Annotated in this window: 17 protein-coding genes; 14 read left to right on the top strand and 3 right to left on the bottom strand. The window is 31.4% G+C overall.

The genetic code is table 11. The annotated features are described in order from the left end of the window. Positions 1–18 precede the first annotated feature (18 nt). Positions 19–471: a GNAT family N-acetyltransferase gene (locus BM120_RS07475; RefSeq protein WP_091994564.1), complete on the top strand. Its 453-nt coding sequence runs from the start codon at positions 19–21 to the stop codon at positions 469–471. A gap of 113 nt (positions 472–584) precedes the next feature. Here BM120_RS07475 and BM120_RS07470 read toward each other — a convergent pair whose 3' ends face one another. After that, entirely contained in the window at positions 585–1,346 is a 762-nt protein-coding gene (locus tag BM120_RS07470) for a rhodanese-like domain-containing protein (protein ID WP_091994562.1), read from the bottom strand. Positions 1,347–1,664: 318 nt separating this feature from the next. Here BM120_RS07470 and BM120_RS07465 point away from each other — a divergent pair, with 318 nt between their 5' ends. Continuing rightward, positions 1,665–2,822, top strand: coding sequence for an Mbeg1-like protein (locus BM120_RS07465; protein WP_091994561.1), 1,158 nt, complete (start codon positions 1,665–1,667; stop codon positions 2,820–2,822). A gap of 102 nt (positions 2,823–2,924) precedes the next feature. On the opposite strand, the gene BM120_RS07460 is transcribed toward BM120_RS07465, so the two are convergent. Then, complete coding sequence (locus BM120_RS07460; protein WP_091994559.1) at positions 2,925–4,052, bottom strand: hypothetical protein; 1,128 nt, start codon at positions 4,050–4,052, stop codon at positions 2,925–2,927. Between the two features lie 187 nt (positions 4,053–4,239). Between BM120_RS07460 and BM120_RS07455 the strand changes: the two genes are divergently transcribed. The 7 genes from BM120_RS07455 (at position 4,240) to BM120_RS07430 (ending at position 17,080) form a co-directional block, all read left to right on the top strand. Beyond that, positions 4,240–6,750 (top strand): ABC transporter permease, encoded by a 2,511-nt coding sequence (locus BM120_RS07455; protein ID WP_091994558.1) that lies wholly within the window; start codon positions 4,240–4,242, stop codon positions 6,748–6,750. A 48-nt stretch (positions 6,751–6,798) separates the two neighbouring features. Further along, positions 6,799–7,488 (top strand): ABC transporter ATP-binding protein, encoded by a 690-nt coding sequence (locus tag BM120_RS07450; protein WP_091994556.1) that lies wholly within the window; start codon positions 6,799–6,801, stop codon positions 7,486–7,488. Between the two features lie 61 nt (positions 7,489–7,549). After that, positions 7,550–9,190 carry an ABC transporter ATP-binding protein gene (locus BM120_RS07445; RefSeq protein WP_242941576.1) on the top strand — a complete coding sequence of 547 codons (1,641 nt, stop codon included), beginning with the start codon at positions 7,550–7,552 and terminating at the stop codon, positions 9,188–9,190. A 614-nt stretch (positions 9,191–9,804) separates the two neighbouring features. Further along, entirely contained in the window at positions 9,805–10,416 is a 612-nt protein-coding gene (locus tag BM120_RS07440; RefSeq protein WP_091994553.1) for a recombinase family protein, read from the top strand. Positions 10,417–10,695: 279 nt separating this feature from the next. Then, positions 10,696–10,872 carry a hypothetical protein gene (locus BM120_RS10895; RefSeq protein WP_177187400.1) on the top strand — a complete coding sequence of 59 codons (177 nt, stop codon included), beginning with the start codon at positions 10,696–10,698 and terminating at the stop codon, positions 10,870–10,872. Positions 10,873–11,018: 146 nt separating this feature from the next. Continuing rightward, positions 11,019–16,802, top strand: a complete 5,784-nt coding sequence (locus BM120_RS07435; RefSeq protein ID WP_091994552.1) for a Cna B-type domain-containing protein — start codon at positions 11,019–11,021, stop codon at positions 16,800–16,802. 164 nt (positions 16,803–16,966) lie between these two features. Then, entirely contained in the window at positions 16,967–17,080 is a 114-nt protein-coding gene (locus BM120_RS07430; RefSeq protein ID WP_091994602.1) for an IS3 family transposase, read from the top strand. 53 nt (positions 17,081–17,133) lie between these two features. Here BM120_RS07430 and BM120_RS07425 read toward each other — a convergent pair whose 3' ends face one another. Next, positions 17,134–18,123 carry a helix-turn-helix domain-containing protein gene (locus BM120_RS07425; protein WP_091994550.1) on the bottom strand — a complete coding sequence of 330 codons (990 nt, stop codon included), beginning with the start codon at positions 18,121–18,123 and terminating at the stop codon, positions 17,134–17,136. Positions 18,124–18,355: 232 nt separating this feature from the next. Between BM120_RS07425 and BM120_RS07420 the strand changes: the two genes are divergently transcribed. From BM120_RS07420 to BM120_RS07400, 5 genes are read left to right on the top strand one after another with little or no spacing between them, the layout of a single operon-like run. Beyond that, positions 18,356–20,131: an ABC transporter ATP-binding protein gene (locus BM120_RS07420; protein WP_330389417.1), complete on the top strand. Its 1,776-nt coding sequence runs from the start codon at positions 18,356–18,358 to the stop codon at positions 20,129–20,131. Continuing rightward, positions 20,124–21,848 carry an ABC transporter ATP-binding protein gene (locus tag BM120_RS07415; protein ID WP_091994549.1) on the top strand — a complete coding sequence of 575 codons (1,725 nt, stop codon included), beginning with the start codon at positions 20,124–20,126 and terminating at the stop codon, positions 21,846–21,848. Before BM120_RS07420 ends, BM120_RS07415 begins: the two co-directional genes overlap by 8 nt. Before the next feature lie 60 nt (positions 21,849–21,908). Continuing rightward, positions 21,909–22,493 carry an MptD family putative ECF transporter S component gene (locus BM120_RS07410; RefSeq protein WP_091994547.1) on the top strand — a complete coding sequence of 195 codons (585 nt, stop codon included), beginning with the start codon at positions 21,909–21,911 and terminating at the stop codon, positions 22,491–22,493. Further along, the gene (locus tag BM120_RS07405) at positions 22,493–23,179 is read left to right on the top strand and encodes an energy-coupling factor transporter transmembrane component T family protein (protein WP_091994545.1); all 687 of its coding nucleotides are present in this window, start codon (positions 22,493–22,495) and stop codon (positions 23,177–23,179) included. The genes BM120_RS07410 and BM120_RS07405 overlap by 1 nt, the downstream gene beginning before the upstream one ends. Further along, a complete protein-coding gene (locus BM120_RS07400; RefSeq protein ID WP_091994544.1) occupies positions 23,173–24,546 on the top strand; it encodes an ABC transporter ATP-binding protein in 1,374 nt (457 codons plus the stop codon). The genes BM120_RS07405 and BM120_RS07400 overlap by 7 nt, the downstream gene beginning before the upstream one ends. The last annotated feature ends 31 nt before the right edge of the window (positions 24,547–24,577 follow it).

Here is a 24,577-nt window from a genome sequence, read left to right as displayed (position 1 = left end):
AGCTTTGGGAGAATATTTATGATAGAATTTTATGAGTATCAAGATGATAATTACGATAAGCTATATGATATGATGGTTGAATTTTATAGATCTGACGCCGTAGACCATCCCATAGATACAAAAATAATAAGGAGATTATTAGATGACATAATGTCAAAAAAATTCTCTGTAAATGGATATGAGGTACATTATTCGGGTAATTTAGTAGGGTTCGGTGTGGTAACTACTTACTACACCTCCGAAGTTGCTGGAATAAATGTTCAACTAGAGGATTTGTATATTTGTCCAGATTATAGAAGTAGAGGAATTGCAAGAGCATATTTCAAATATATTATGAATGAATTTAAAAATGCTTCAAGATTTAGATTGGAGGTTTCTCCTTACAATGTAAGAGCGAAAAAATTGTATAGAGAATTAGGGTTTGAGCCTCTTGAATATAATCAGATGATACTTGATAAACCGACAAAATGATATAATAAAAAGCATACCCTACATTCATTTTTATACGTGGAGAATGTGGGTATGCCTTTTATTTGGGACTTTTACGAGTTAGTCCCTTGACATGCATTAATTATAAACACTAATTATTTACTGAATCCGAAATCTATTTCCTTTGTTCCATCTAATGAGTTAACTACATTAGTGTATCCTTCCTTTGTCAAGCTTTCAGCAACTGTTGCAGATTTGTTTCCAGAATAGCAGAATACGTATATTGCTGCATTCTTATCTGTTGGAAGTGAGCTTTTCTTAGACTCAAAATCATCAGGCATTATATTAACAGCCTTATCAAAAGAGCCAGCCTCAAAGTCTTTTGCTTCTCTGGCATCTATAACAAGACCAGCTTTTCCTCCCTTTATATCCTGAATGAAATCAGCGCCCATTTTACTTTCAAAAGTTACAAGCTCGTATTTAAATTGCTTTACTCCGTCAGCATTGTAAACTTTTTGGAATCCATTGTTTACAAGAACTTCAGCAGCCTTTGCACTCTTTTTACCAGAATTGCAGTATAGAACTACGTCTTTGTCTTTGAAAGCTTCTATTTTCTTGTAGTCAGCCTCAAAAGTATCTATTGGCATATTGATGGCAAATTTAAGATGACCAGCCTTATACTCTTCAGGAGATCTTACGTCAATTACAAGATAGTTTTCCTTTTCCTTTTTGTCAGCTTCGATCTTAGCCAATTCATCACCCTTCATTGCTTTTACTTCGGCAGCCTTAGTTTCCCCAGCTTTTTCTTCAGTCTGAGTATTAGCCTTTTCCTCAGCTTTCTGACCACATGCAGATAGACCTACAGATGATGCAACTAAAAGTGCAAGTAGTAAATACTTAGAATTTTTTAATTTCATTAATATTACCTCCCAATTTTTATTAAATTAATTTTTTTCTATCAACATCATTATATATTAAACATAAAGAAAAATATATATGAATGAGAGAGAATAAGCATAGTATAGATAAAAACTATTATACGTATAATAAGTATTGTAAATAACTATAATAAGAGGGTATGAAATACTTGTATATACATAACAATAAGACTGGAACTAGTTGAAAAAATGAGCATTTAAGTATTATAATATTAGTTAATAAGTAATGGCTTCGGTATAATAGGTAGTAATTTTTTGGCTGGAGTTTTGTGATAGATGATGAAATGAGGTGAATTAATGTCAAGTGTACTAGATTATATGACGTGGAGAGGCGATATTACGTTTCAGGTTGATAGATTAAATGAAGTAGATAATTTGATATTTTCCATGTTGTCATATTTGAATTTTGGAGCACCTAAAAATGGAATATCTATAAAGGAGCTGTCAAGGAAATATTTTGCATCAAAGGGAATGGATGATTCAAAGCTTCAAAAGGAAAAGTCCTACTCAGATATGATAGTTATGGTTGAAAACCTACTGAGAAAGGCAGCTAAATCTGAGAGGTTTAAGGATATTATCCTGACTGAATATATCAGCAAATATGATGAAATAAATCAGAGTCAGTTTTGTGCGATGTGTTTTGTGATTGATGAAGATAATATCTTTGTAGCTTTCAGGGGAACAGATGACACAATACTGGGATTCAAGGAAGATTTTAATATGAGCTTTTCGACACCGGTATTCGGACAAGTAGAATCTGCTAAATATTTAAAAAGAATAATAGAAAATAACTCTTATAAAAATATATATGTCGGTGGACACTCGAAGGGAGGTAATTTTGCTGTTTATTCCGTAGTAGGGCTATCAACGAAGGATAGGAAAAGAATAAGGTGTGTTTTCAATAATGATGGACCGGGATTTTCCAAGGAAATGATTGAATCGGAGGCTTATCAGGATACTGTAAAAAAGGTCAGTAAAATACTTCCGGTGGACTCTGTTGTGGGTATTTTGATGTACGATAATGAAAAGTATTCCGTCATCGAGGCTATCGGAAATAATGGATTTATTCAGCATAATGGGATGAATTGGAGGGTGGTCGGAAAATCATTTGTGAGAGCTAAAAAATTGTCTGATGAATCAAATAGAATTGATATTACTCTTAAGACATGGCTGGAAAATCTATCGCATGAGGAAAGAGTAATCTTTGTAGATGAGTTTTACGAGATAATAAAAAATTCAACAAACGCTGTGAGAACTGGTGATATAACAAATAAGAAGCTAAAGTCAGCTATTAAAATAATTAAAGAAATGTCTAGCTTGGAACCGAAGAGAAGAGATCAGCTGTCTAGCATTTTTAGCCTATTTCTAAAGACAGATTTTGAAATGAGAACAAAAAAGAAAAAAAGTATTCTGTTAAAAAGCAAAGGGAGAAAAATACGTTTTGACAGAAAGTGATTGGAGTGTGTAGCTTTTTTGTGATGCTAGAGATAGCAGTTGATGAATGAAGGAATATTTTACACTACAGTATCGCGCTACACTTGGTACTGTAGTGTATTTTTATCTAAAAAAACTAAAGCTTATATACTTATTTTGAAGCTTGTTTATCGAATAATTATAAATCAAATTATTATTTTTCCAATAATCTAATATTCTAATAACAACCTCTCGACTCTTTTTTTTCATTTGGGTATCTGTTATTTTGATATTTGAGTAAAAATCTTCAAAAAAGATATCAGTACCCTCACCTATATTAACTAGCTGGTAAATCAAGTATTCTCTGATTGCGATGTTTAAGTCTGTCATTGAGACAGGGCAATCAAAAAATTTATAATTGAGCTTTGTGTATAGATTGTGTTCAATTGAAAAGCTATATATTGGAATTTCTTGAAGAACGATAAAGCCGTATTCATTATCTATTGCATATATTAATTTCTCAACATAGACGTGATTGTATAAATTATCACGTATCAAGACATTTGTATTTAACAATTTTCTCACTGATGATTTAACCTTTTTTAGCAGATTATCTGTGATAATATAGCTGTTAGAGAAGGATATATACTTACTCAGGTTTTTATATGAAATAACAAATATATTATTGTCATAAAAAGAAAATATTGCTCTTAATATCAATAAATCGAATGAGCTGATACCATCAGACATATCTGTTGATAAATCATTCGGCATTATTGTGGTGCTTAGGATTTTATTGATATCGTAATTTTTATAATAATACATATTTGGGAAGTCATTGATTAGCTCTGTAGATGAGAATTTCAAGTAATGAATACTCTTATATTTTGGCATTTTGACGTTATATATATTGTCAAGGTTCTCAAATATGTAATTGATATTTTTTAAACTCCTTTTCCAAATTCTGTGTTTATTTAATATACATGATAGATACGAGACAACTTCCGTAGATGATTCAGAATTATTTGAAATATCTATTATGCATTTACTAATTTTTGCGTCATATTGACTCATGTAGTCGATAAGGCTATAAGAATGTGCTAGGAATTCATTTACAGTTTCTTCTTTTATGTCATTGTTTTTGATTATATTAGAAAGTTCAATCAATAAAGAGTTTCTTTTTGTAAGAATAGGGTCATTTAGAAAGTCTTTGTATGCGTCTTGAATACTATTTAAATTAATATTTTTTGATGAAATACAGTTGTTCCTCATATCAATATAATCTCTCCTTCGCATGAATCTATTTATAGTCATAATTTTAGCATAGTTTGATAATTATGTAAATTATGTATATTATTTATTATTTTTTTATAAAAAAAATATATATGTATTGATTGTATGAAATATTTCTTATAAGATAGAAGTGTTAAAACTAAGATGGGAGTTAAAGGAGTGAATAATGATGTATAGATTGTGTTTTCAATTTTTTTTGAAAAATAAAAATAAGACTGCCGCACTTTTGGCAAGTATAATTGTCGGTACGGTATTGTTTTTTAGCGTTAATACTATTAGGGAGTCTGGCTATGAATCTCAAATAAATGAATCGAGAAACATAAATGGAAGCTATGATATTTCGTTTGATAATATCAAATTATCCGATATTGCTAAGCTTGGCGGTGAAAGTAATATTTCTAAAATGGCTTATGCTCAGAAGTTAAATTCATCAATTTACAGAAAGTCAGGCATAAAATTAAGTAAATATCAATACAACAAAGAGTATATTGATTCTCTTAAATATAAACTGGTTGGCTCATATCCTAAAAATGAAAATGAAATAATTATTGAGAAAAAAGCTATAGATAATATGAAAATAGACGATCCAATTGGAAAAGAAATAACCATGTTAGAGATTGATAAAAAAATTATAAACAACAAGAATGTAATGGATTCTGTTGATAAAAAATATATAATAGTTGGATATTTGACAAAATCTACAAAGTACTATGATGATATTACAGTATCCACTGGTGGTGTAAAATTTAAAGCATTTACTGGAGGCGATAATCAGGGAAAAGGCTCAATTTATGATGGAGTAATATTTTTAAAGAATAGCGAGAATGTTACACAATATATAGAAACCTTACAGAGTAAATTAAAAATGGGATGGGATAATATTAGAAAAAATGACTTTATTAGTTCCATAGAAATGCTTAAGCTTAGATCTAAATATCAAAAAGAGAGCATAATTAGTATGCTGCTATTGTTGTTTGTTTCAATGTTGATTGTGTATAATATTTTTAGCATTATTATTTCTGAAATGAGCTCTGAAATTGGAACTCTTAGAAGCTTTGGTATGTCAAGGAAACAAACAAAAAAATTCGTCAAGTCATACTTGAACTTGTTTTGGATTGTTGGAACTACGGTCGGAATTTTACTGGGAATTTTGTGTTCATTTATTGGAATAAAATTTGTATACAAAGAAAATGCTCAGCTAGCAATAAAACCAATATTTATTCTGATTGTCTTTATCATGAATGTAATTACCCTGTATATAAGCTATCTGTTATTGAATAAGAAAGTTGTAAAAAGGACAATTATCGAGCTTATAGACGATAGCAAGGACAATTCAGCTCTAAATAAAAGTAAAATGGTTAAGCTTGTTAGAAATGTAAATATTAAATATAAAATTGTATGGAGCAATATACTTAGAAGAAAGTCCAGAACAGTAGTAACAATATTTACTATTGTTCTTGTAGGGTATATGTTTATCTTGAATTTTTCTTCTTCAGAGTTTCTAACTGAAAGCATCAACAGAGGCGTTTCAGGTGGTATTTGGGGAATGTCATATGGTACTGTGGATAAGACTCTCTCTGGAAGTATCAATGGTACAGATTCGCTTTTCTATACAATAGATGATGGGGTAATGGAAAAAATATATCAATATAAGGATATAGATAAAGTTGAATCGAATTTCTATTCAAATGATGCGTTCCTTGTAGATAACAATAGCAATATAAATGAAAGATACAAAAAAATGTACGGATTAAACGATATTAATCTTGAATACCCACTTGCAGTCAGAGGTTATTCTGATAAGATGCTACAGGATAGAAAATCATTTATCAGTGAGGGAAAAAACATTGTCGGAGATAATATTGGTGATATCCATTGCTTATTTGTCAATAATGTATATTCAAAAATAGATGGAAATTTCGATCTGAGTGTTTTAAAGAGGATAACTATCGGTGATAAATTGAAAATAAAAATTCCATCAGTAGACAATGAGCTTGCAAATTTCACTGAGGTAGAAGTTACAGTTAGTGGAATTATGGATAAAAAATATGCGTCTTCGCAGGATGGAAGTGTCGGAGTAAGAGGTGGACAAATTATTATTCGAGAAGATGATTATAAAAAAATAACAGGTGCAGAGAAATACAACAAGGTATTTATTACAACGAAAAATGGTGATGTGAATAGCTTGAATGATTTTTTGGAGAAAACATTACTTGATAATTATGTTACTTCAATTGGAGGTAAAGGGGAAGACATGAAATTTTTTGGCTCATACCTAAAGAGTGAAGCAAGGCTTAATATTGTCTATCAAGTGTTGATTTTGATTCTTGCAACTGTAAATTTCATATTTATTATGAGAAGTAATCTTATTAATAGACGTGAAGAAGTAAAAATTTATAGATATATTGGAATGACAAAGAAGGTAAGACAGAAAATTGATTTTATAGAAGCACTTCATTATGGAATAATCTCTGCATTGATTTCTTCGATATTAGCTTCTATCTATCATGTAAATAAGGTGGTAAGTATAAATAAGGATTTGATAGCATCTGGATTCACTAAAACTATGGATGTTGGTATACCACTAAATCAAATAATATTAATATTTTTGGTGTATGTATTTATGAGTCTGATAGCAGTTCTTTTCTCTTGGGATATTGTAAGAGAGGAATGGTAGTAGGCAATATGATTTCTAGTATTTATATTATATAGGGAGAGAGAAATTATGACAGTATTAATTGCAAAAGAATTGAAAAAATATTATGGAAAAGAAAGTAGTATAGTAAAGGCTGTTGATGGAATAAGCCTTGAAATAGAAGAAGGTGATTTTACAGCAGTAATAGGTACAAGTGGTTCAGGAAAGACAACTCTATTGCACTGTATGGCAGGACTAGATAAACCCACGTCAGGAGAGGTAATATTGAAAGATAAAAATATCTATAATCTAAACGACGATGAGCTATCAAAAATTAGAAGGAGAGAATTTGGTTTCGTTTTTCAGAGCTTCAACCTAATTCCTGTTTTAAACATATATGATAATATAGTACTGCCAGTTCAACTGGACGGAAAAAAAGAGGATAAAGAATATATTTTGAGGGTGGTTGAGAGAGTAGGTTTATCCGATCAACTAAAGAAATTTCCAAATGAGCTATCTGGAGGTCAGCAGCAGCGAGTGGCTATATGTAGAGCCTTAGCGAATAAACCGTCTATAATATTTGCAGATGAGCCAACTGGAAATCTGGATAGTAAGACTACAGAAGATGTAATGACTCTATTTGGTGATATGGTAAGAGAATTTAATCAGACACTACTTATGATAACTCACGATGAAAAAGTCGCATCAAAGGCTGATAGAATAATTACGATAAGCGATGGAAAGATAATAAGTGATGAAAGAAAAAAACAAAAATATTAGAAAATTTATTAATTATATATATATAAATAATAAAAAAAAGATAATTTTATCTTCAATATTTATGCTGTTAGTAACAGTAATGGATCTATATTTACCACTTTTACTAAAAAAAATAGTAGATAAAGGTATTATAGGAAAGAATTTTTCTACTTTATTAAAACTTGCGTTAATTTATCTTATTATTCAGCTATTAGCAATTTTTATTGAATTTATACTAGGGTATATTTATTCAATTATGAGAAATTCTGTTGCAATAAAAATAAGATTAAGGATATTAAGGCATATATCGACTTTGTCGGGAGATTACTATACAAATAAAAAAACAGGGAATATACTTTCGATAGTTCAATCAGATATTGATACTATTGAAAGTATTGATGCTGAGCTAGCATTTTCCTTGGTGAAAAATTTTATAACAGCTACTGCAGCATTGTATTTTATGATTAGATTACAGTATGATTTATTTTTGATAGTAATCTTTTTACAAATAGTTTTGATATTATTGCAAAGAATTTTTACTAAGATGATACACGAAAATGTATCATTGATAAGAAAAGAGTATGGAGATATTACTCATCTTATACAAGAATACGTACTTAATATTATGAGTATTGTTATATCAAAATCAAAAAGATTTTTTATATCTGATTATATAAAAAAAGATAGAAAAATAATAAATAAAAATATAAAAACACACTTATTATATAGTGGAAATATTACAGCTGCAATAACAATAAATTCAATAATAACAATGATATTATATGGATATGGGGGATATAAAATTATAAATGGAAGTCTAACCTTAGGAGCACTGCTGGCTTTTCAAAGCTATAGTGCAATGCTATTAGGTCCGTGTATGAGTATAGTAAATGCAAATAACAAAATTCAGCAAGCAAAAGTATCAATAGACAGAGTTTATAGTTTGTTAGGTGAAAAAAGTGATATAGCAAGTGAAAAGGATTCTATTACACTGGAAAAAGGGAATATAGAAAAAATAGAATTTAATAAGGTGAATTTTGGTTATACAAAGGATTTGAATATATTAAAGAATGTAGATTTGGTTTTTGATAGAGGAAATATTTCGGCATTGGTAGGAAGTAGTGGTTGTGGAAAATCAACAATAATAAACCTGCTATTTAGACTTTGGGATGTTGATTCTGGATGTATTCTTATTGATGGAATCGATATTAAGAATATCAATTTATATTCATTAAGAAAAAATATATCTGTAGTTACACAGGATAGTTTAATATTTGATATGTCTATTAGGGAAAATATTTGTCTTGGAAAAAAAATAGATGAAGAAATTCTAAAGATAATATGTGAAAAGGTGGGGATTAGTGAATATATATCAGGTCTAGCAGATGGTATTGACACAAAAATTGGAGAAAGAGGTATTAAAATATCAGGTGGTCAAAAACAAAGAATTGCAATAGCAAGAACTATACTTAGTGATAGTGATATTATTATTTTAGATGAAGCGACATCAGCATTAGATAATATATCTCAAAAGGAAATAATAAATAATTTAAAAGAATTTTTTGATAATAAAATTGTAATAGTAATTGCTCATAGATTATCAACAATAAAGGATGTAGATAATATTTTTGTGTTAGATAGTGGAAAAATTATTGGAAAGGGTACTCATCAAGCTTTATTAAAAAGCTCTGACTCATATAGAACTTTGTACTATAATGAATAATTTTCTAGTAAAAGGATGTGACTGTAAATTACATATCCTTTTATTTTTAATTTAATTCAAAAAAATAAAATAATAGTTGTAGAAAATAGCTTGTGATATGCAGAATGGAGGAATAAAAATATATGTGTTTTGTATTAAAATATATTCGTGGTAATAAAATTAAATCGTTTTTTATTTATTTTTCTTTTTTAATTTGTATTGCTATTAATATTATACCACTTTTATTTGTATTATTTTATAAAACTAACAGGAGTAAGAACTAAGTATGAAAAAATTAAAAGTAGCTATAATAGATATAGGGATAAAACGAGAATTAAAAGCCTGATGTTGCGATTGTGCTTACTATACAGTATAATGTGAGCACAATTACAACGAAAGGAATACTATGTATTATATAAAAAAGATAAAAGAAAAGTTGAATAAACCGAGTGTTGCTATATCTATCGCAAGCTTATAGGAGCGAATAATAAAAAGGATGCAAGACTCATTGTAAAAAGAAGATGAAGCGACTTTGGATTTAAAGGGCTTCTTTTTCATTTGCGGTAGGAAATATATTTTTAATTAAGGTATCCATATAACATCTAACTTATGAATAAAGAAGTGGAGGAAGATAGATGAAGTATGGATATATAAGAGTATCGACAAAGGAACAGAATATAGATAGGCAATTAACAGCTATCTTGAAGGAAGGTATAGGAATAGAAAAAATATACATTGATAAAGCAAGTGGTAAAGACTTTAACCGTAAAAAATATAAGCAGCTTATCAAAAAGCTCAAAGCAGGAGATGAAGTCTATATCAAATCAATAGATAGACTGGGAAGAAATTACGATGAAATTATTAAAGAATGGAATATAATTACCAAAGAAAAAAATGCTGAAATCATCGTACTTGATTTTCCGCTTCTTGATACGAGAACAAAGGTAAATGATATAACAGGAAAATTTATAGCCGATATTGTATTACAAATATTATCCTATGTAGCTCAGGTAGAAAGAGAAAATACTTACCAAAGGCAGATGGAGGGAATAAGAGAAGCTAAAAAACGAGGAGTAAAATTTGGTAGAAGCAAAAAAGATATTCCTGAAGATTTTGATAGGATAGCTAAAGAGTGGAGAGATAAAGAAATAGGTTTAAGAGCAGGTGCAAAATTACTTAATATAAGTCATACTACGTTTTCAAAATGGTTAAGAGAAGGGGGATATACGAGAGAAAAAAGAACCTAGCATAAGGATTAAATTTAAAATCGTAAGCAAGCCTTTAAGAAGCTGTCAAAAAAAGTAGACTTTAAATGTCAATAATATTAGACTTTAATTTACAGGAAAAATCTTACAAATTAAATTCTACTTAAAATCGACACAAGTATCGTCAAAATTCATAGTAAATTACATAACAAACCTATTTCTATTTATTATACTATAAAACGTCATTTAAAGTCTAGTTTATTTTCCAAAATTGAAATAATAGCCTTTGAAAAATATATAGAGGAGAGGAATAGAAAGTTAATGAAAAAGAGGATAGTATTACAAAAATTAATAGCTTTTTTCTTAGTTTTTATAATGCTCTTAGGAGTGATTGTTCCAAACAGTATTGTTATTGCAGACAGCGATCCTGTTGAAGCTACAATTACAGAAAAATTGGGAAAAGAAGATTTCAACGCAAATAATATTAGTGAAGAGTAAATAATGTCAAAGAAGATGAAAATCCTATTAGCAAAAATGAAGCTTTATCTGAAAATAAGCTCAATGAAGCTCTTAAAGATGAAGTGATACAATTTCTTCCTAAAAGCTTTTCGATGAGGTCGCCGTCATTTAATACAGGTGATTTTATGGGAAACGGGGAACTCGTTGTTTACGATGATAGTCATAAGATTAAGGATATGTCAAATGGCGATGGAACATCCTTAAATTCATACAATTTGGCAACTATGACAGATACTTTATTTACCATATCCTATACGCCTTTTCGTTATGTGGGAGATGATGGAAAAAATGAATTCGGTGATCAGAAAATTGTGGTAGATATTCCGATTTATGGCTTTAAGCTTACGAATCCTGGAAATGAGAGTGTACTGTTTGATAATATTACACTACTTGATAAGGATGGAAAAACTATTCCTTTGGATTCTGTCACACAAAAAAATTACGATAAGGTTGTAAAAATCGTCTATGATATAAAGGATACTATTTTGTATTCCTTAGGGGATTCAAATATTTTATTTAATATTGCTTTTTCTAGAAAAAGCTTGTCAGTGGCAGACTGCGAGAAATGGCTTAAAGAAGGGAAGCTTGAAACAATATTAAATGTTGCTGCTTGTGAAGGTAAGGATAATAAACCGATTAAAAGTAAAGATAATCCTTCAGAATACAAGTGGAGAATGACACCTGATAATTTTGATGATACTAAAACAAAGGTAACAGGTGATCGTTATCTAAATGCTAGCAGCAACCCTAAGATAACTAATGCAGGTCTTACATTATTTTATGACAGAGAGCCGAAACAACTGGCTTTTGATGGAAATAAAGATTGGTACTATTATACTCAAGGTACAATTCATGATAATGACACACCACTTATGAAATTAAAGCAGATTAAATTGTATGTACCAAAGACTACAGACACAGAAAACAACTTTATTTTGTATAAATTGCAGAGCAGAAGTGGTTTGTATGACAGTGATTTAGCGACTCAGCTTAGCATTAGTGAAATCAAAAATGACAATAATGGTAAGGGAAATTATTATATATTAACACCTAAAAGGGCAATATATAATAATGGAAGTGACTTTAAGTGGAGTGATGCTCTAAAGAACGGATTTTCACCGGTTTGGCAGGTAGCTGATGGAGTTGAGGATTTGGGATCGGAAGCGTTGTATGAGGCAGAACCACCTGAGATTATTTTTGAGACGCCTAATGGTATTGATGGAAGTAAGGAGGTTATGATAACTGATAGTAATCAGGGTGTCAAAATAAAAACATTTAAGAAAGAGATTGTTGACAATTATGAAATTAATAATTTCCTTAATGGAGGTTATCGTTTAGGAAAAAACGCCTCTGGCTTTTATACAGCTAATGCAGTATCAGCTGATGCAAATTATAAGGATGTTAGCTTTGCATCCTTGCATAATAATTGGTATGTATTAAAAAATGCAAGTGGAGGATATACAGAGTATTTTCCTCAGAATAAGACGGGTGCGACTATTGAAACCTTTGAATTTCCAGAGGAAATTCAGCCACGAGCTTGGCATGCTTATGTAAATACTTGGGCTAAAGGACAGTTTAAGATAGATAAGGTTGTTTATACGACAGAGGATGGAAGAGAATATACAGAAATAATTAATGATGATGTTTATTTGTATGGCTCAGGAGATTGTCATACACAAAAAGTTAGCTTTAATACATCCGGGGGAAGAGTAACGAAGGTAAAGGTTTATTGGGAGCATTTGAATAATGAGATTTTTAATGCATATACCTATTCTGACTATACTGCTAATAGAAGGTATTTATATTCAGGAGAGAGTCGCTTTGATTACTACATAACACCTGAAGCAACAGGGCTATTGCAGGTTAAATACTCTGCTGAATCAATAGATTCCGATGCTAATATCAATGACAGCTTTATATCAGAATCGGAAAAAGCACTAAAATCTCCGGTAAATAATATAAGTGGAAAGGCATATGATGACTTCTTCTGGATGACAGTAGTTAAAAAGCCTTGTACACCGATTGCTGCTGAAAGTACGGATGAAAGAAAAAAACAAAAGAAGATACTTTATCCGGAGCAAGCAGAAAATGGAACTTTTTTTGATACTTGGATGATTTTTTTTAATTATGGAAAAGATAAAAAGTATTCTCCAACCTCTGAAAATCCGAAAATAATTATGAATGTAGATACATTGAATTTAAAGGGGCTTGACAGTCAGGAGGAGAAAAACGGGTTTCTAACCGGTAAATTTAAGGCAATGAAGGCTCTAAGCGGATGGAAAATTATTTATAAAACTGCTGATAATTTGACAAATACAGAAAGTATTGAAAAGGTGTATAATATCGGGGATATAGAAGACGGAACAGTAATTGAATTGGGAATAGATAGAAAGCATGAGCACTTATCAAGCATTGCTTTATCTTATGATGGAATCTTTAATATTGAACCATTTGTTGATACTAATACAGGACGAGCAGTGCTCTTTTCTAACATTGAGTATGAGCTTAGAAATACGAGCTTTAAGGGTAAGAATTTGGAAATTGTGAAAGATACAGGCAGCTGGTATGGTCCTAATTATTTTGTTGTGAATCTTACGGGTAAATACTATAACGATAATTGTACGGATTCCAATCAAATTCATACTCATAGCAAGGGGCAAGTATTCGGTGGAAGAAGCTGGAATAGTAATGCTAGTCCACAGCTTTACGGAACATTAACTAGAACATATATTGTTACTAATAAGACAAATGATAATATCATAGATAATCATGGAGATTCAACAAATAATACCATTTCACAAGGAGGAACAGCGACCCAAAAAGTAACATTTAAGACAAAAGCTTATGCTTATGTAATGCATTCAGATATGCCTAAGGTAGGACAAATGCCTTATGGAATACCGGAGGCAGCTTATGTTGAGATTACTGATAAGCAATTTTCAGCAGATTTGGATAAATGCAAATTTTTAGGATATAACAATGCCTCAGGTAACGTAAAGATCGAGCAAATTACTGATGCTGACAGTAAAAAATGGATTAAAATGTCAATCACAGATGTAGGAATACAAGCCTTGAATAGAGAAATTCGAGAAATCACTAAAAACAAAGAATGGTCATATTATTATGGTGATAATAGCAAGGTACTTAAATTTATGGAAGATCCAATCGTGATAGCACTTAAGAGCTATAGATATACAAGTATAACTAAATTGGGAGAAAATGAGCATTATCCTTATGGTATGGTATACTATGATATGAGTAGTCTTGAAAATAAGCTTGATGGTAGTAAGGAAGAATACTATAGCTATGCTAAGCTTGAAGGAGATTTATATAGCTTAGCTGATAATGCAGCAACAGCATTGGGTGCGACAAAAGAGAAGAAGCTTTTTGGTATCAAATTAAGCAATGTACAGGTTATTGTATCTAAAAACGCATTTATAGGATCAAATATTTTTCCTGGAAAGTATGATGATATAGTTTATGATAGCTCAGAAAGTGGTTTTACAACACAAAAATTTTATCAGAATGAAAGAGCTGATCTTCGTGGAGATTTCTTTGTACAAGTACCGGATGGCAATGGTTTTAAGGAATACAAGACAATTATTGAGATTCCTAAAAAAGGGAAATTTGCATCTTATACTAGCCAGAATCTTAAAAATGATTTTGACATGTATTTGACGGGTGAAGCTATCGTGTCGGGCGATAGTCGCCAAGCTGGTAAGCGGGAATTCATTTATAGTATTGATGGAGGGAATACTTTTGTTTCGGCAGATAATATAGACGATTGGTCAAAGGTAACTCACGTAAAAATCGACTTAGGTGAGCTTCCTAAGAGCAGTCAGGTAAGTATTAAGCTACCTCTAAGAACAGATGCTAAAAATACGATTGATGAGATTGAGGCATATATCGGAGGAAATCTTGAGGCAACTGATTATACAGGCTATAAGATAAGTGAGTATATCAAACCGGCTAAGTATGTATATGGCAGCTTTACAATTGCTGGATCTGATGTTTGGTGGGATAAAAATGAAAATGGTAAATTTGATGATGGAGAAGACAAAGCAAGTGGTATTAAGCTTGAGCTTTATTCCCCAAATCATGATATAGCCATTAATGACAGGATTATTCCCGCAAATACTTTAATTGACAGTGCAACAACAAATGATAAGGGAGAGTATGAATTAAAAAGCTATATGCTTGATGAGGGTCAGTGGATAAAAGTTATTGTGCCAAATGATGAAGTAAAGCTTACTGTTAAAGCAAAAGCTTCAGATATGCTTAAGCTTAAGAATTCTGATTTTGACAGAATAAGCTATGAAACCTCGAAGCTACCTGAATTAATAGAAGATAAGGCTCTTGATTCTATCGGATGTGGACTTATTATTCTTCCAAAAATAAAAATAGAAAATGTAAAGCTCCATGTTGGAGAGGAGTCAATGGAAGAAGCAGCTAAAGCAATTGTGACAAGTGATCACCCTACGGAAAAACCTGCATTAAAATATATCGGATTAAGCAGTGATATAGCAGAAATTACTGATAAAGGAAAAGTGAAAGCAAAGGCTACAGGCAAAATTCAAGGTGAAGCTGCTGCGGCTAACACATTGGCAGGTGGAGAACAAGCAATTCCTGAGGATACGGTAAAGGTAAAATATGATATTATCATTTATGGAAATGTCATTTACCATAAAAATCATACCGATGTAACCGGAGAAGTACCTAAAGACAATACAGAATACTATCCATCTGCTGAAGCTGATGGAATTGATGCCGATACAGACAAGGTTACAGTTTTAGATCAAGGCACAATGAAGAGAGCTAACTATATCTTTAATGGATGGAATACACAGGCAGATGGCAAGGGTATTACGTATTATAAGGGGGATACCTTTAAGATAGGAAGCGTAGATAAAGATGTAGAGCTATATGCTATCTGGTCCTTAATTTGGACACCGATGAGACCGCCAACAAGAGATATTAAGGTAACAAAGGAATGGAAAGATAGCTCAGGTAATAACTTGAACGAAGCCCCTGTTGAAAAAATAGAAGTAGAGCTATATAAGGACGGAGTAGCTACAGGAAGTAAAAAGGAATTGAATAAAGATAACAACTGGACAGTAACCTTTGAAAAGCTGAAAGCTTATGAATCAATAGAAAATCCTACAATCCATAAGTACACTGTTAAAGAAATAGGGGAAGATGGATCTGCTATTCAATTCAATAGTAAATGGTTCGGAGTAAGATATGATGGAACTATGGCAGATGGATTTACCATTACCAACAAAGAAAAGACACCGTGGACACCAATGGAGCCATCAATTAGGGATATCAAGGTAACAAAGCTATGGAAAGACCATAGTGGAAATACTATCAAGGCTCCAACAGATAAAATTACTGTAGAACTTTACAAGGATGGAAATCCTACAGGAAAAACACTGGAGTTAAATTCAAGTAATAACTGGAGTGGAGTATTCAAAAAGCTTGAGGTGGCAAACGGACTCGGCACAGACTATTACAAATACACTGTGAAAGAAGCTGGTGAAGATGGCAATATCATTAAATTTGATGATAAGCAGTACAAGGTAGTCTATGGAGGAAGTATGAAAGATGGACTTACTATTACCAATGAAAAAAAAGCTCCGCAAACACCTCCAAGTACACCAACAACATCTCCAAGTACGCCAATAACATCTTCAAGTATGTCAACAACACATCCAAATACATCAACAAGATCGGATAGACCTACAGCTTCGCAGAATACTGAAAAACCGAATGTTTCAAATACAAGTATAAGTAAGAACTTACCAAAAACAGGAGATGAAGCGAATTTGTCTATATATGCATGGATAATGCTTGTATCGGGAATTTCATTGCTATTGCTTGATTATAAACGCAGAAAATATGCGAAGTAGAAAAAATTACAAATAAGAAAGCTTTGTTCTATAAAATAGTGGGGCAGGAAATTATATCATTTACCGGTGTTAAGTTTACCAGAGATATTTAGAAATAGATATCTCTGGTTTTTTCTACTTTTATCAAAACAAATATATAGGTATTATTTAGAAAAGACTTATATATAATACAAACAATTGAAAAATATATTTATTACTACAGCAATGATAGAATTAAAAGTAAGTTAAAAGGATTAACACCTGTTGTATATAGGAATAGAGCCTTAATTAGTTATTAGAGCTTAACCTGTTCAAATGATGAGGGCAGATTAAGCTTCTCTTTTTGCACAGTTTATTTATCCTTAAAACAATCACAATTGTCGATAAATAGTTTTTCAGATACCTGTTTTTTAATATCTTTCGGATAAACCCCTTTATATTTTTTATAATAAGTGCTGAATTTAGAGTGAGAAGAGTAGCCTACTGATTCAGCTATTTCTTTGATTTTGAGATTCGAATTTAAAAGCAGTATTTCAGCAATGTTCATTCTTCTTCTCTGTGAATATTCAGTAATGCTCATCTGATATTTTTGTTTAAATAATTTTTTAAGCTTCGTGCCACTCATCATGGAAATTTTTTCCAATGTTTCCTGAGGGACATTTATAGCATAATGATCATCAAGGTATTTTGCAACATTTTTTATAGCTTTATTATCATCTTCAGATAAAAAGCTATTCTTTCGAGTTAAAAATGCATCTATTGTTAAACTTAGCCATTCTTTTGCTTTTGCTTCAAAAAATATTTCAGCGGCTGGAGATTCCATTTTGCAGTTTAATATATCTTTTGCCAAATGTTCTAAAGCTTTTGTAATCATTAATTTTGTATTAAAAAATATATCTGAGTAAGAAACTTTATCTTTTAAAGAGTCTAAATATTTTTCAATCATTTGTTTTTTGAAGTTGATTTCAACACTTAGATATGGGGAACCTGCATGAAGTAGAAAGCGATAATTCTTAGATACATTATTTAAATCGATAATATATAAAACATTTGATGTTAGGGTTTGGTAAGGATTAAAGCTTTCTCCATTTGCAGTAATGATGTATGAGGAAGAAAAAAGCATAAATTCATCCATATTGGGGAAATTGGTTTGTATCATTTCTTTTTTTATAAAAAAATCATGAATACTGACTATAAAATCTTCTGTTTCGTAAAACCAATAAACACCCTTGGCTTCATCTGTATCAATACAAAAATTATGACCTATTTTACAGTATTTACATGTTTTTTCACATTCACATACCTTCATGTATTCTTTTACAAATTGATAAAAATCACTCATAATTCCACTCCTTTTATCCCTTTTAGACTTTATCCTTATTAGACATAAATCTTTTGTATATATTGTAACATAATTTTTGAAATGATACAATTATATATAATTAATTACTGGGGTTTATTTATAGAAAAAATTAATTTTTTAAAAGCTAAAAGGGATAGTTTAAAAGGATTATACTGTATTTTGGTAAAAATGTATAAAGCTTCAGTAAAAACAAAGAAAGGAGATAATTATTTTGAAAGAAAAACAAAGGAAACCGTCAGTGCTAAAAAGGCTTATGCCCTATGCGGGACGTAAGGGCTATATGCTTTATTTAGCTATGATTTTATCTGCTGCCTCTGGGATTATGGTGATTACGCCTATGGTTTATATTCATAAAATAGTAAAAAGTGTCATACTTGATAGCAGCAATATTGATTCTATGATTATAAAGAATTATGCTGTTTCTGCCGCAGCATTTGCTATTGCAGGTCTTTTGCTTTATACTATAGCGCTTATAATATCTCATATTTTTGCTTTTGAGGTAGAGGATAATATTATAAAAGTAAATGTAGAAAAGTTGATGAAGAAGCCGTTGGGATATTTTTTAAATAGAGAAAGTGGAAAAATTCGAAATGTGATTGTGGACGGTGCAGCTCAAACCCACAGTTTTTTGGCTCATCAGCTTCCTGATATAGCTATGTCTGTGATTTCTCCGATTATTCTTTTGGTACTATTTCTATACTTTGATTGGAGACTTGGAGTGGCAAGCCTTATTCCTCTTATAATATCAATGGGACTTATGGCAACTATGATGAATGAGGAAATGAAAAAGGAGAGAAATAAATACTTTGAAGATCTTGCAAATCTATCAGCCGAAACGGTAGAGTATGTCAGAGGGATACCTGTTGTAAAGACCTTTGCACAGAGTGTTGAAAGCTTTAAGAGGCTTCATTCCTTAATTATTCGCTTAAAAGAAACTGTAATGAAGCTTACCGTTATGTACAGAAATAAAATGTCTTTGTATGAAGCTATTACAGCTTCTACAGCATTTTTCCTTGTACCTGTAGCCATAGTTCTGATAGGTAGAGGAGAGGATATTCGTATGGTATTAGGTAATTCTGTTTTTTATCTTTTACTGGGTCCAACCTTTGGGATGTTTGTTATGAGGAGTACGACTATTACTCAGTTTAGTTTTTTTGCAGCCACAGCCTTAGATAATATTGATAATATATTGAATTATGAGGATTTAACTTATGGCGAAAAGATAGATTTTGCTGATGGATTAGAATTTAAAAATGTGTCCTTTTCATATAAGGATGAAAAGGTTTTGGACAATATTTCATTTTGTGTAAATAAAGGAGAAACTGTAGCTCTTGTAGGACCTTCCGGTGGAGGAAAAAGTACCATAGCAAGGCTTGCGGCAAGATTTTATGATGCAGACAATGGAGAAATCTTAATAGGTAAAACAAATATTAAAAATTATGAAAAGAAAGCTTTAATGAAAAGAATAGCTTTTGTATTTCAGGGGTCTAAGCTATTTAAAATGAGCCTTAGAGATAATTTGCTTTTAGGCAAAGAAAATGCAACAGATATTGAAATAGAGAATGCACTTATAAATTCTGGTTCAAAGGAGATTGTGGATAATCTTGAAAAGGGACTCGATACAGTTTACGGAACAAAAGGAACTTATTTTTCAGGTGGTGAAATACAAAGATTTGCCATTGCAAGAGCTTTTCTAAAAGATGCAAAGCTTTTAATTTTAGATGAAGCCACTGCTTTTGCAGATCCTGAAAATGAATACATTATTCAGGAAGCTTTTAAAAGGCTTTCTAAAGATAAGACAACTCTTATGATAGCTCATAGACTATCAACGGTTATAAATGCCGATAAAATCCTTGTTATAGATGGTGGCAGGATAGTAGAAGAAGGAAGGCATGAAGAGCTACTTGAAAAGGGAGAGATGTACAAAAAGCTTTGGGATGAATATCAAAGGTCTATTAATTGGAGAATAGGAGGTCAGAATGGATAAATATTTTATAAAAAGATATGCTATGACGGAAATAGGAGCAAGGAACCTTAAAAAATCTATTTTTTCTCACACAATATTAAATTTAACAAAAATGTTTCCTCCTATAATAGCCTTTACATTTTTGTTTCAATATTTAGGTAAAGTGGAGGGGTTAGAAGGATCCTTAAAGCTTTCAAATTATGTTTATATAGGGCTTATTATAACGATGATTGTCATTATGTATTTTGTTGCAAGATGGGATTATGTAAGGCTTTATAATAATGTGTATGAGGAGACGGCAAGCTCCAGAATAGATCTTGCAAACAGAATGAAAAAGCTTCCACTATCATATTTCGGAAAAAGAGATTTAACTGATCTTGCGACAACAATGATGGGTGATATTACGCTTTATGAAGAAATATTTTCTCATGCAGTGCCTCATATTTATTCGACAAGTATTTCTACAGCGATTATAGCCCTTATGATTTTAAGCTATAACTGGAAGCTTGGAGCTTCTGCACTTTGGGTAATACCTATATCCATTCTTATTTTTTCTTTATCTAAGCGAAAGCAAAGAAAAACCGTAGATAAGTGGATAAAAGCAAGCAGAATGGTTTTTGATGATTTGCAAGAAAAAATTGAGCAAATTGGAGAAATAAAGTCATATAACCTGGAAGAAAAAACAATTAAGGTTTTTTTTGATAAATTAAAAAATGCAACGAAGGTAAAGCTGGAAACCGAATTTGTTTCAGGTATTTCAATTGCCTTTGCAGGAATTCTTTTAAAGCTTGGAATTGTAACGGTATCTATTGTCGGCGCAGGTATGTTAATTGCAGGAGAGATTAATGTACTTGTTTATATAGCTTTTCTATTGCTGACTGCAAGTATATATTTGCCTATTGAAAGTATTCTTGCATTTATGGCAATGATTAATCTTCTTGATGGAGTTGTTACCAGAATGAAAGAAATTAAAACAATGCCGATTCAAGAGGGAAAATCTTATATGAATATAAAAAATTATGATATTGAATTTAAAGATGTCTATTTCGGATATGATGATTATTCGGTGATTAATGGAGTAAGCTTTACTGCAAAGCAAGGAGAGGTGACTGCCTTGATTGGTCCATCGGGCAGCGGTAAGACGACTTTGACCAAGCTTGCCGCAAGATTTTGGGATATAGATAAGGGTAAAATTCTTTTAGGAGGAGAAGATATTGGAAAAGTAGATCCTGAAACCCTTTTAAAAAGCTTTTCTATTGTTTTTCAGGATGTGGTTTTATTTAATGCCAGTATAAAAGACAATATTAAAATAGGTAAAAAGGGTGCTACAGATGAAGAAATCATAAGAGCTGCAAAAATTGCAAGATGCGATGAGTTTATTGCAAAAATGCCGGATGGGATAAATACGGTTATAGGAGAAAACGGAGAAAGACTTTCAGGAGGTGAAAGGCAGAGACTGTCCATAGCAAGGGCAATTTTAAAAGATGCACCGATTATTCTGATGGATGAAGCTACGGCTTCTCTTGATGTCGAAAATGAAAGTCTTATTCAGGAGGCTCTATCTGAGCTGATTAAGAACAAAACAGTTATCGTCATTGCTCATAGAATGAGAACAATAAGAAACGCTGACAAGATTGTTTTATTAAATCATGGAAAAATTGAATCTCTGGGAACTGATGAGGAGCTCAGAGAAAAATCTGATTTATATCAGTATATGATTTCGAAATCTATGTCGTAATATAAAAATTTAAATGTAGTAAAGTGATGACTTGGGGGAATATAAAGGAGGTAAAAACTTATGAATACAAATAAACTGAAGATAAAGGATTTGGTAACTATCGGTGTATTTACCGTTATATATTTTGTAGTGATGTTCGCCGTTGGAATGATCGGTATGATTCCTATTTTATTTTTGGTATATCCTACAGCTTTGGGAATAGTTACTGGTGTTATTATCATGCTTTTTATGGCAAAGGTTCAAAAACCTTGGGGCTTATTTATACTTGGTATGATATCTCCGCTTATTATGTTTTCAATGGGACATACTTATGTACTACCTGTTCATGCTTTAATCATAATGATGATTGCAGAGCTGATAAGAAAGGCGGGAGATTACAAATCATTTAAGTATAATATGATTTCATTCGCCGTATTTAACACATGGATTTGCGGGTCTCTAATGCAGCTGCTATTAGTAAAGGAAAGATATCTTGAAATGTGTATGAGAATGATGGGAAAGGAATTTACAGCAGGGCTTGAAAAGCTAGTTACCTATCCTAATATGGCACTTGTATATGCAGGTGCAATTGTAGGTGGAGTTATTGGAGCATACATTGGAAAAGCTTTCCTTAAAAAGCACTTTGAAAAAGCGGGTATAATATAATGCTCGCTTCTTTGGATAGCACATATAATCCCAATCCTATCACAAAATTTTTGATAACATTTCTGGTTGGGCTGACTGTACTTCATCATATAGAATTTTACTTTGAAATAGGAATTGTTTTGCTCATTTCCTTTCTTTTCTATAAAAATGGTTTTAAAGTAGATGCAATAAAAGGAGTGTTCTTTTTTGGCATATTTTCCTTATTGCCTAAACTCAATATGATTGAGGACAGCCATATTATGATAAAAATGTTCTTTATGCTCTTTATTGTAGCTAAAATGTTTTACCTTCCCTATCTGTCGGGGAAATTTATGATTAAAACATCAGATGTAGGAAGCGTTATATCGTCTATGGATAAGGTAAGGCTTCCGAGAGGAATATCCATACCCATTGCGGTGATGTTTCGCTTTTTTCCATCGTTTAAGGAAGAAAAATACAATATAAGGTTGGCGATGAAGATAAGGGGTATTTCTTTTAAAAATCCTGTTTCTTATATGGAATATATAATCGTACCTCTTCTTGTCATTTCGTCAAATATTGCAGATGATATTTCAAAAGCGGCGGAGACAAAATGTATTGAAAATCCTATTAAGAAAATCAGATATATCTCTGTAAGACTGAGAGCTGTTGATTTTGTTTATGCAGCTTTAATTTTAGTAATAGTGATAGGAGGATGGTTATGGTAGAAATTAAAAATTTAAATCTCTCCTATAAACAAGATGAAAATATATTAAAGGATATTTCCATGACTGTTAAAAGAGGGGAATGTATATTGCTTACAGGAAAGAGTGGCAGTGGAAAATCCTCAATTATTAATTCCGTTAACGGATTATCCACAAGATATGATGGAGCGGTATTAAATGGTGAGCTTATGGTAGACGGTAAAGAAATTAAAGCTCTTGAGCTTTATGAGGTATCTATGCTGGTATCAAGCGTTTTTCAAAATCCTAAAACCCATTTTTTTAATGTGAATACAACAATTGAGCTCTTATTTTATTTGGAAAATATCGGACTGTCAAGGAGTGAAATGGATGAAAGGCTTGCAGAAATGCTTAAGGTATTCCCTATAGAGCATCTTTTAAATAGGGATATTTTTAAGCTTTCAGGTGGAGAAAAACAGATTCTTTGCATTGCTGCAAGCTTTATTGCAGGTACCAATGTAATCGTGTTGGATGAGCCGTCATCAAATCTTGATGAAAAAAATATTGAAATTGTAAGGGAAATGCTTATAAAGCTTAAAAAGAAAGGAATAACATTAATTGTTTCGGAACACAGAATATTTTATCTTATGGATATTGCAGATCAGGTATTTTTAGTTGAAAATGGAAAAATACAAGGAAGGTATAAAATAGACGATTTCAAAAAATTATCTGTAGAGGAGTTAAATGCTTTAGGCTTGAGAGATAAAATTAAAACGAAGCTTAGAGTTCCTGAAAATCCGAATAAGGGAAGCCTCGAGATTAAAAGTATGGAATTTAATTTTAAAGGAACAGATAAAAAAATATATCTGAAAAATATGATATTTGAAACAGGCAAAATATATGGAATTATCGGCACAAACGGACTTGGTAAATCCACTTTCCTCAGATGCCTTATAGGAGTTGAAAAATTATCCAAAGAGGAAATTTATTTAAATGGGAGCAAGCTTTCTAAAAAAGATAGGCTTAAGCTTTCAGCTCTTGTAATGCAGGATGTGAATCATCAGCTTTTTACAGATTCTGTAATAGATGAAGTTGGACTAGGAATAAAAAACATCGAAAAAGACAAGCTAGAGAATATCTTAAAAGGACTTGGCTTGTATGAATTTAAAGACTGTCATCCAATGAGCCTGTCAGGAGGGCAAAAGCAAAGAGTGGCAATCGCTTCGGTACTTGCTAAGAATTCCGAGCTTGTATTTTTTGATGAGCCGACAAGTGGAATGGATTACGCAAATATGATAAAAATCTCCCATTTAATTCGTCAAAATAGAAGAGAGGATAACATCATATTTATTGTTTCACATGATACGGAGTTTTTAAATACAACTGCCGATTATGTTGTTCGTATTTATTAAAAATTTGATATATAAATCTATTTATACAGAT

The sequence above is a fragment of the Peptostreptococcus sp. D1 genome (genome assembly GCF_900112955.1).
Lineage (GTDB): Bacteria > Bacillota > Clostridia > Peptostreptococcales > Peptostreptococcaceae > Peptostreptococcus.
This window is presented reverse-complemented; position numbering and strand designations above follow the sequence as displayed.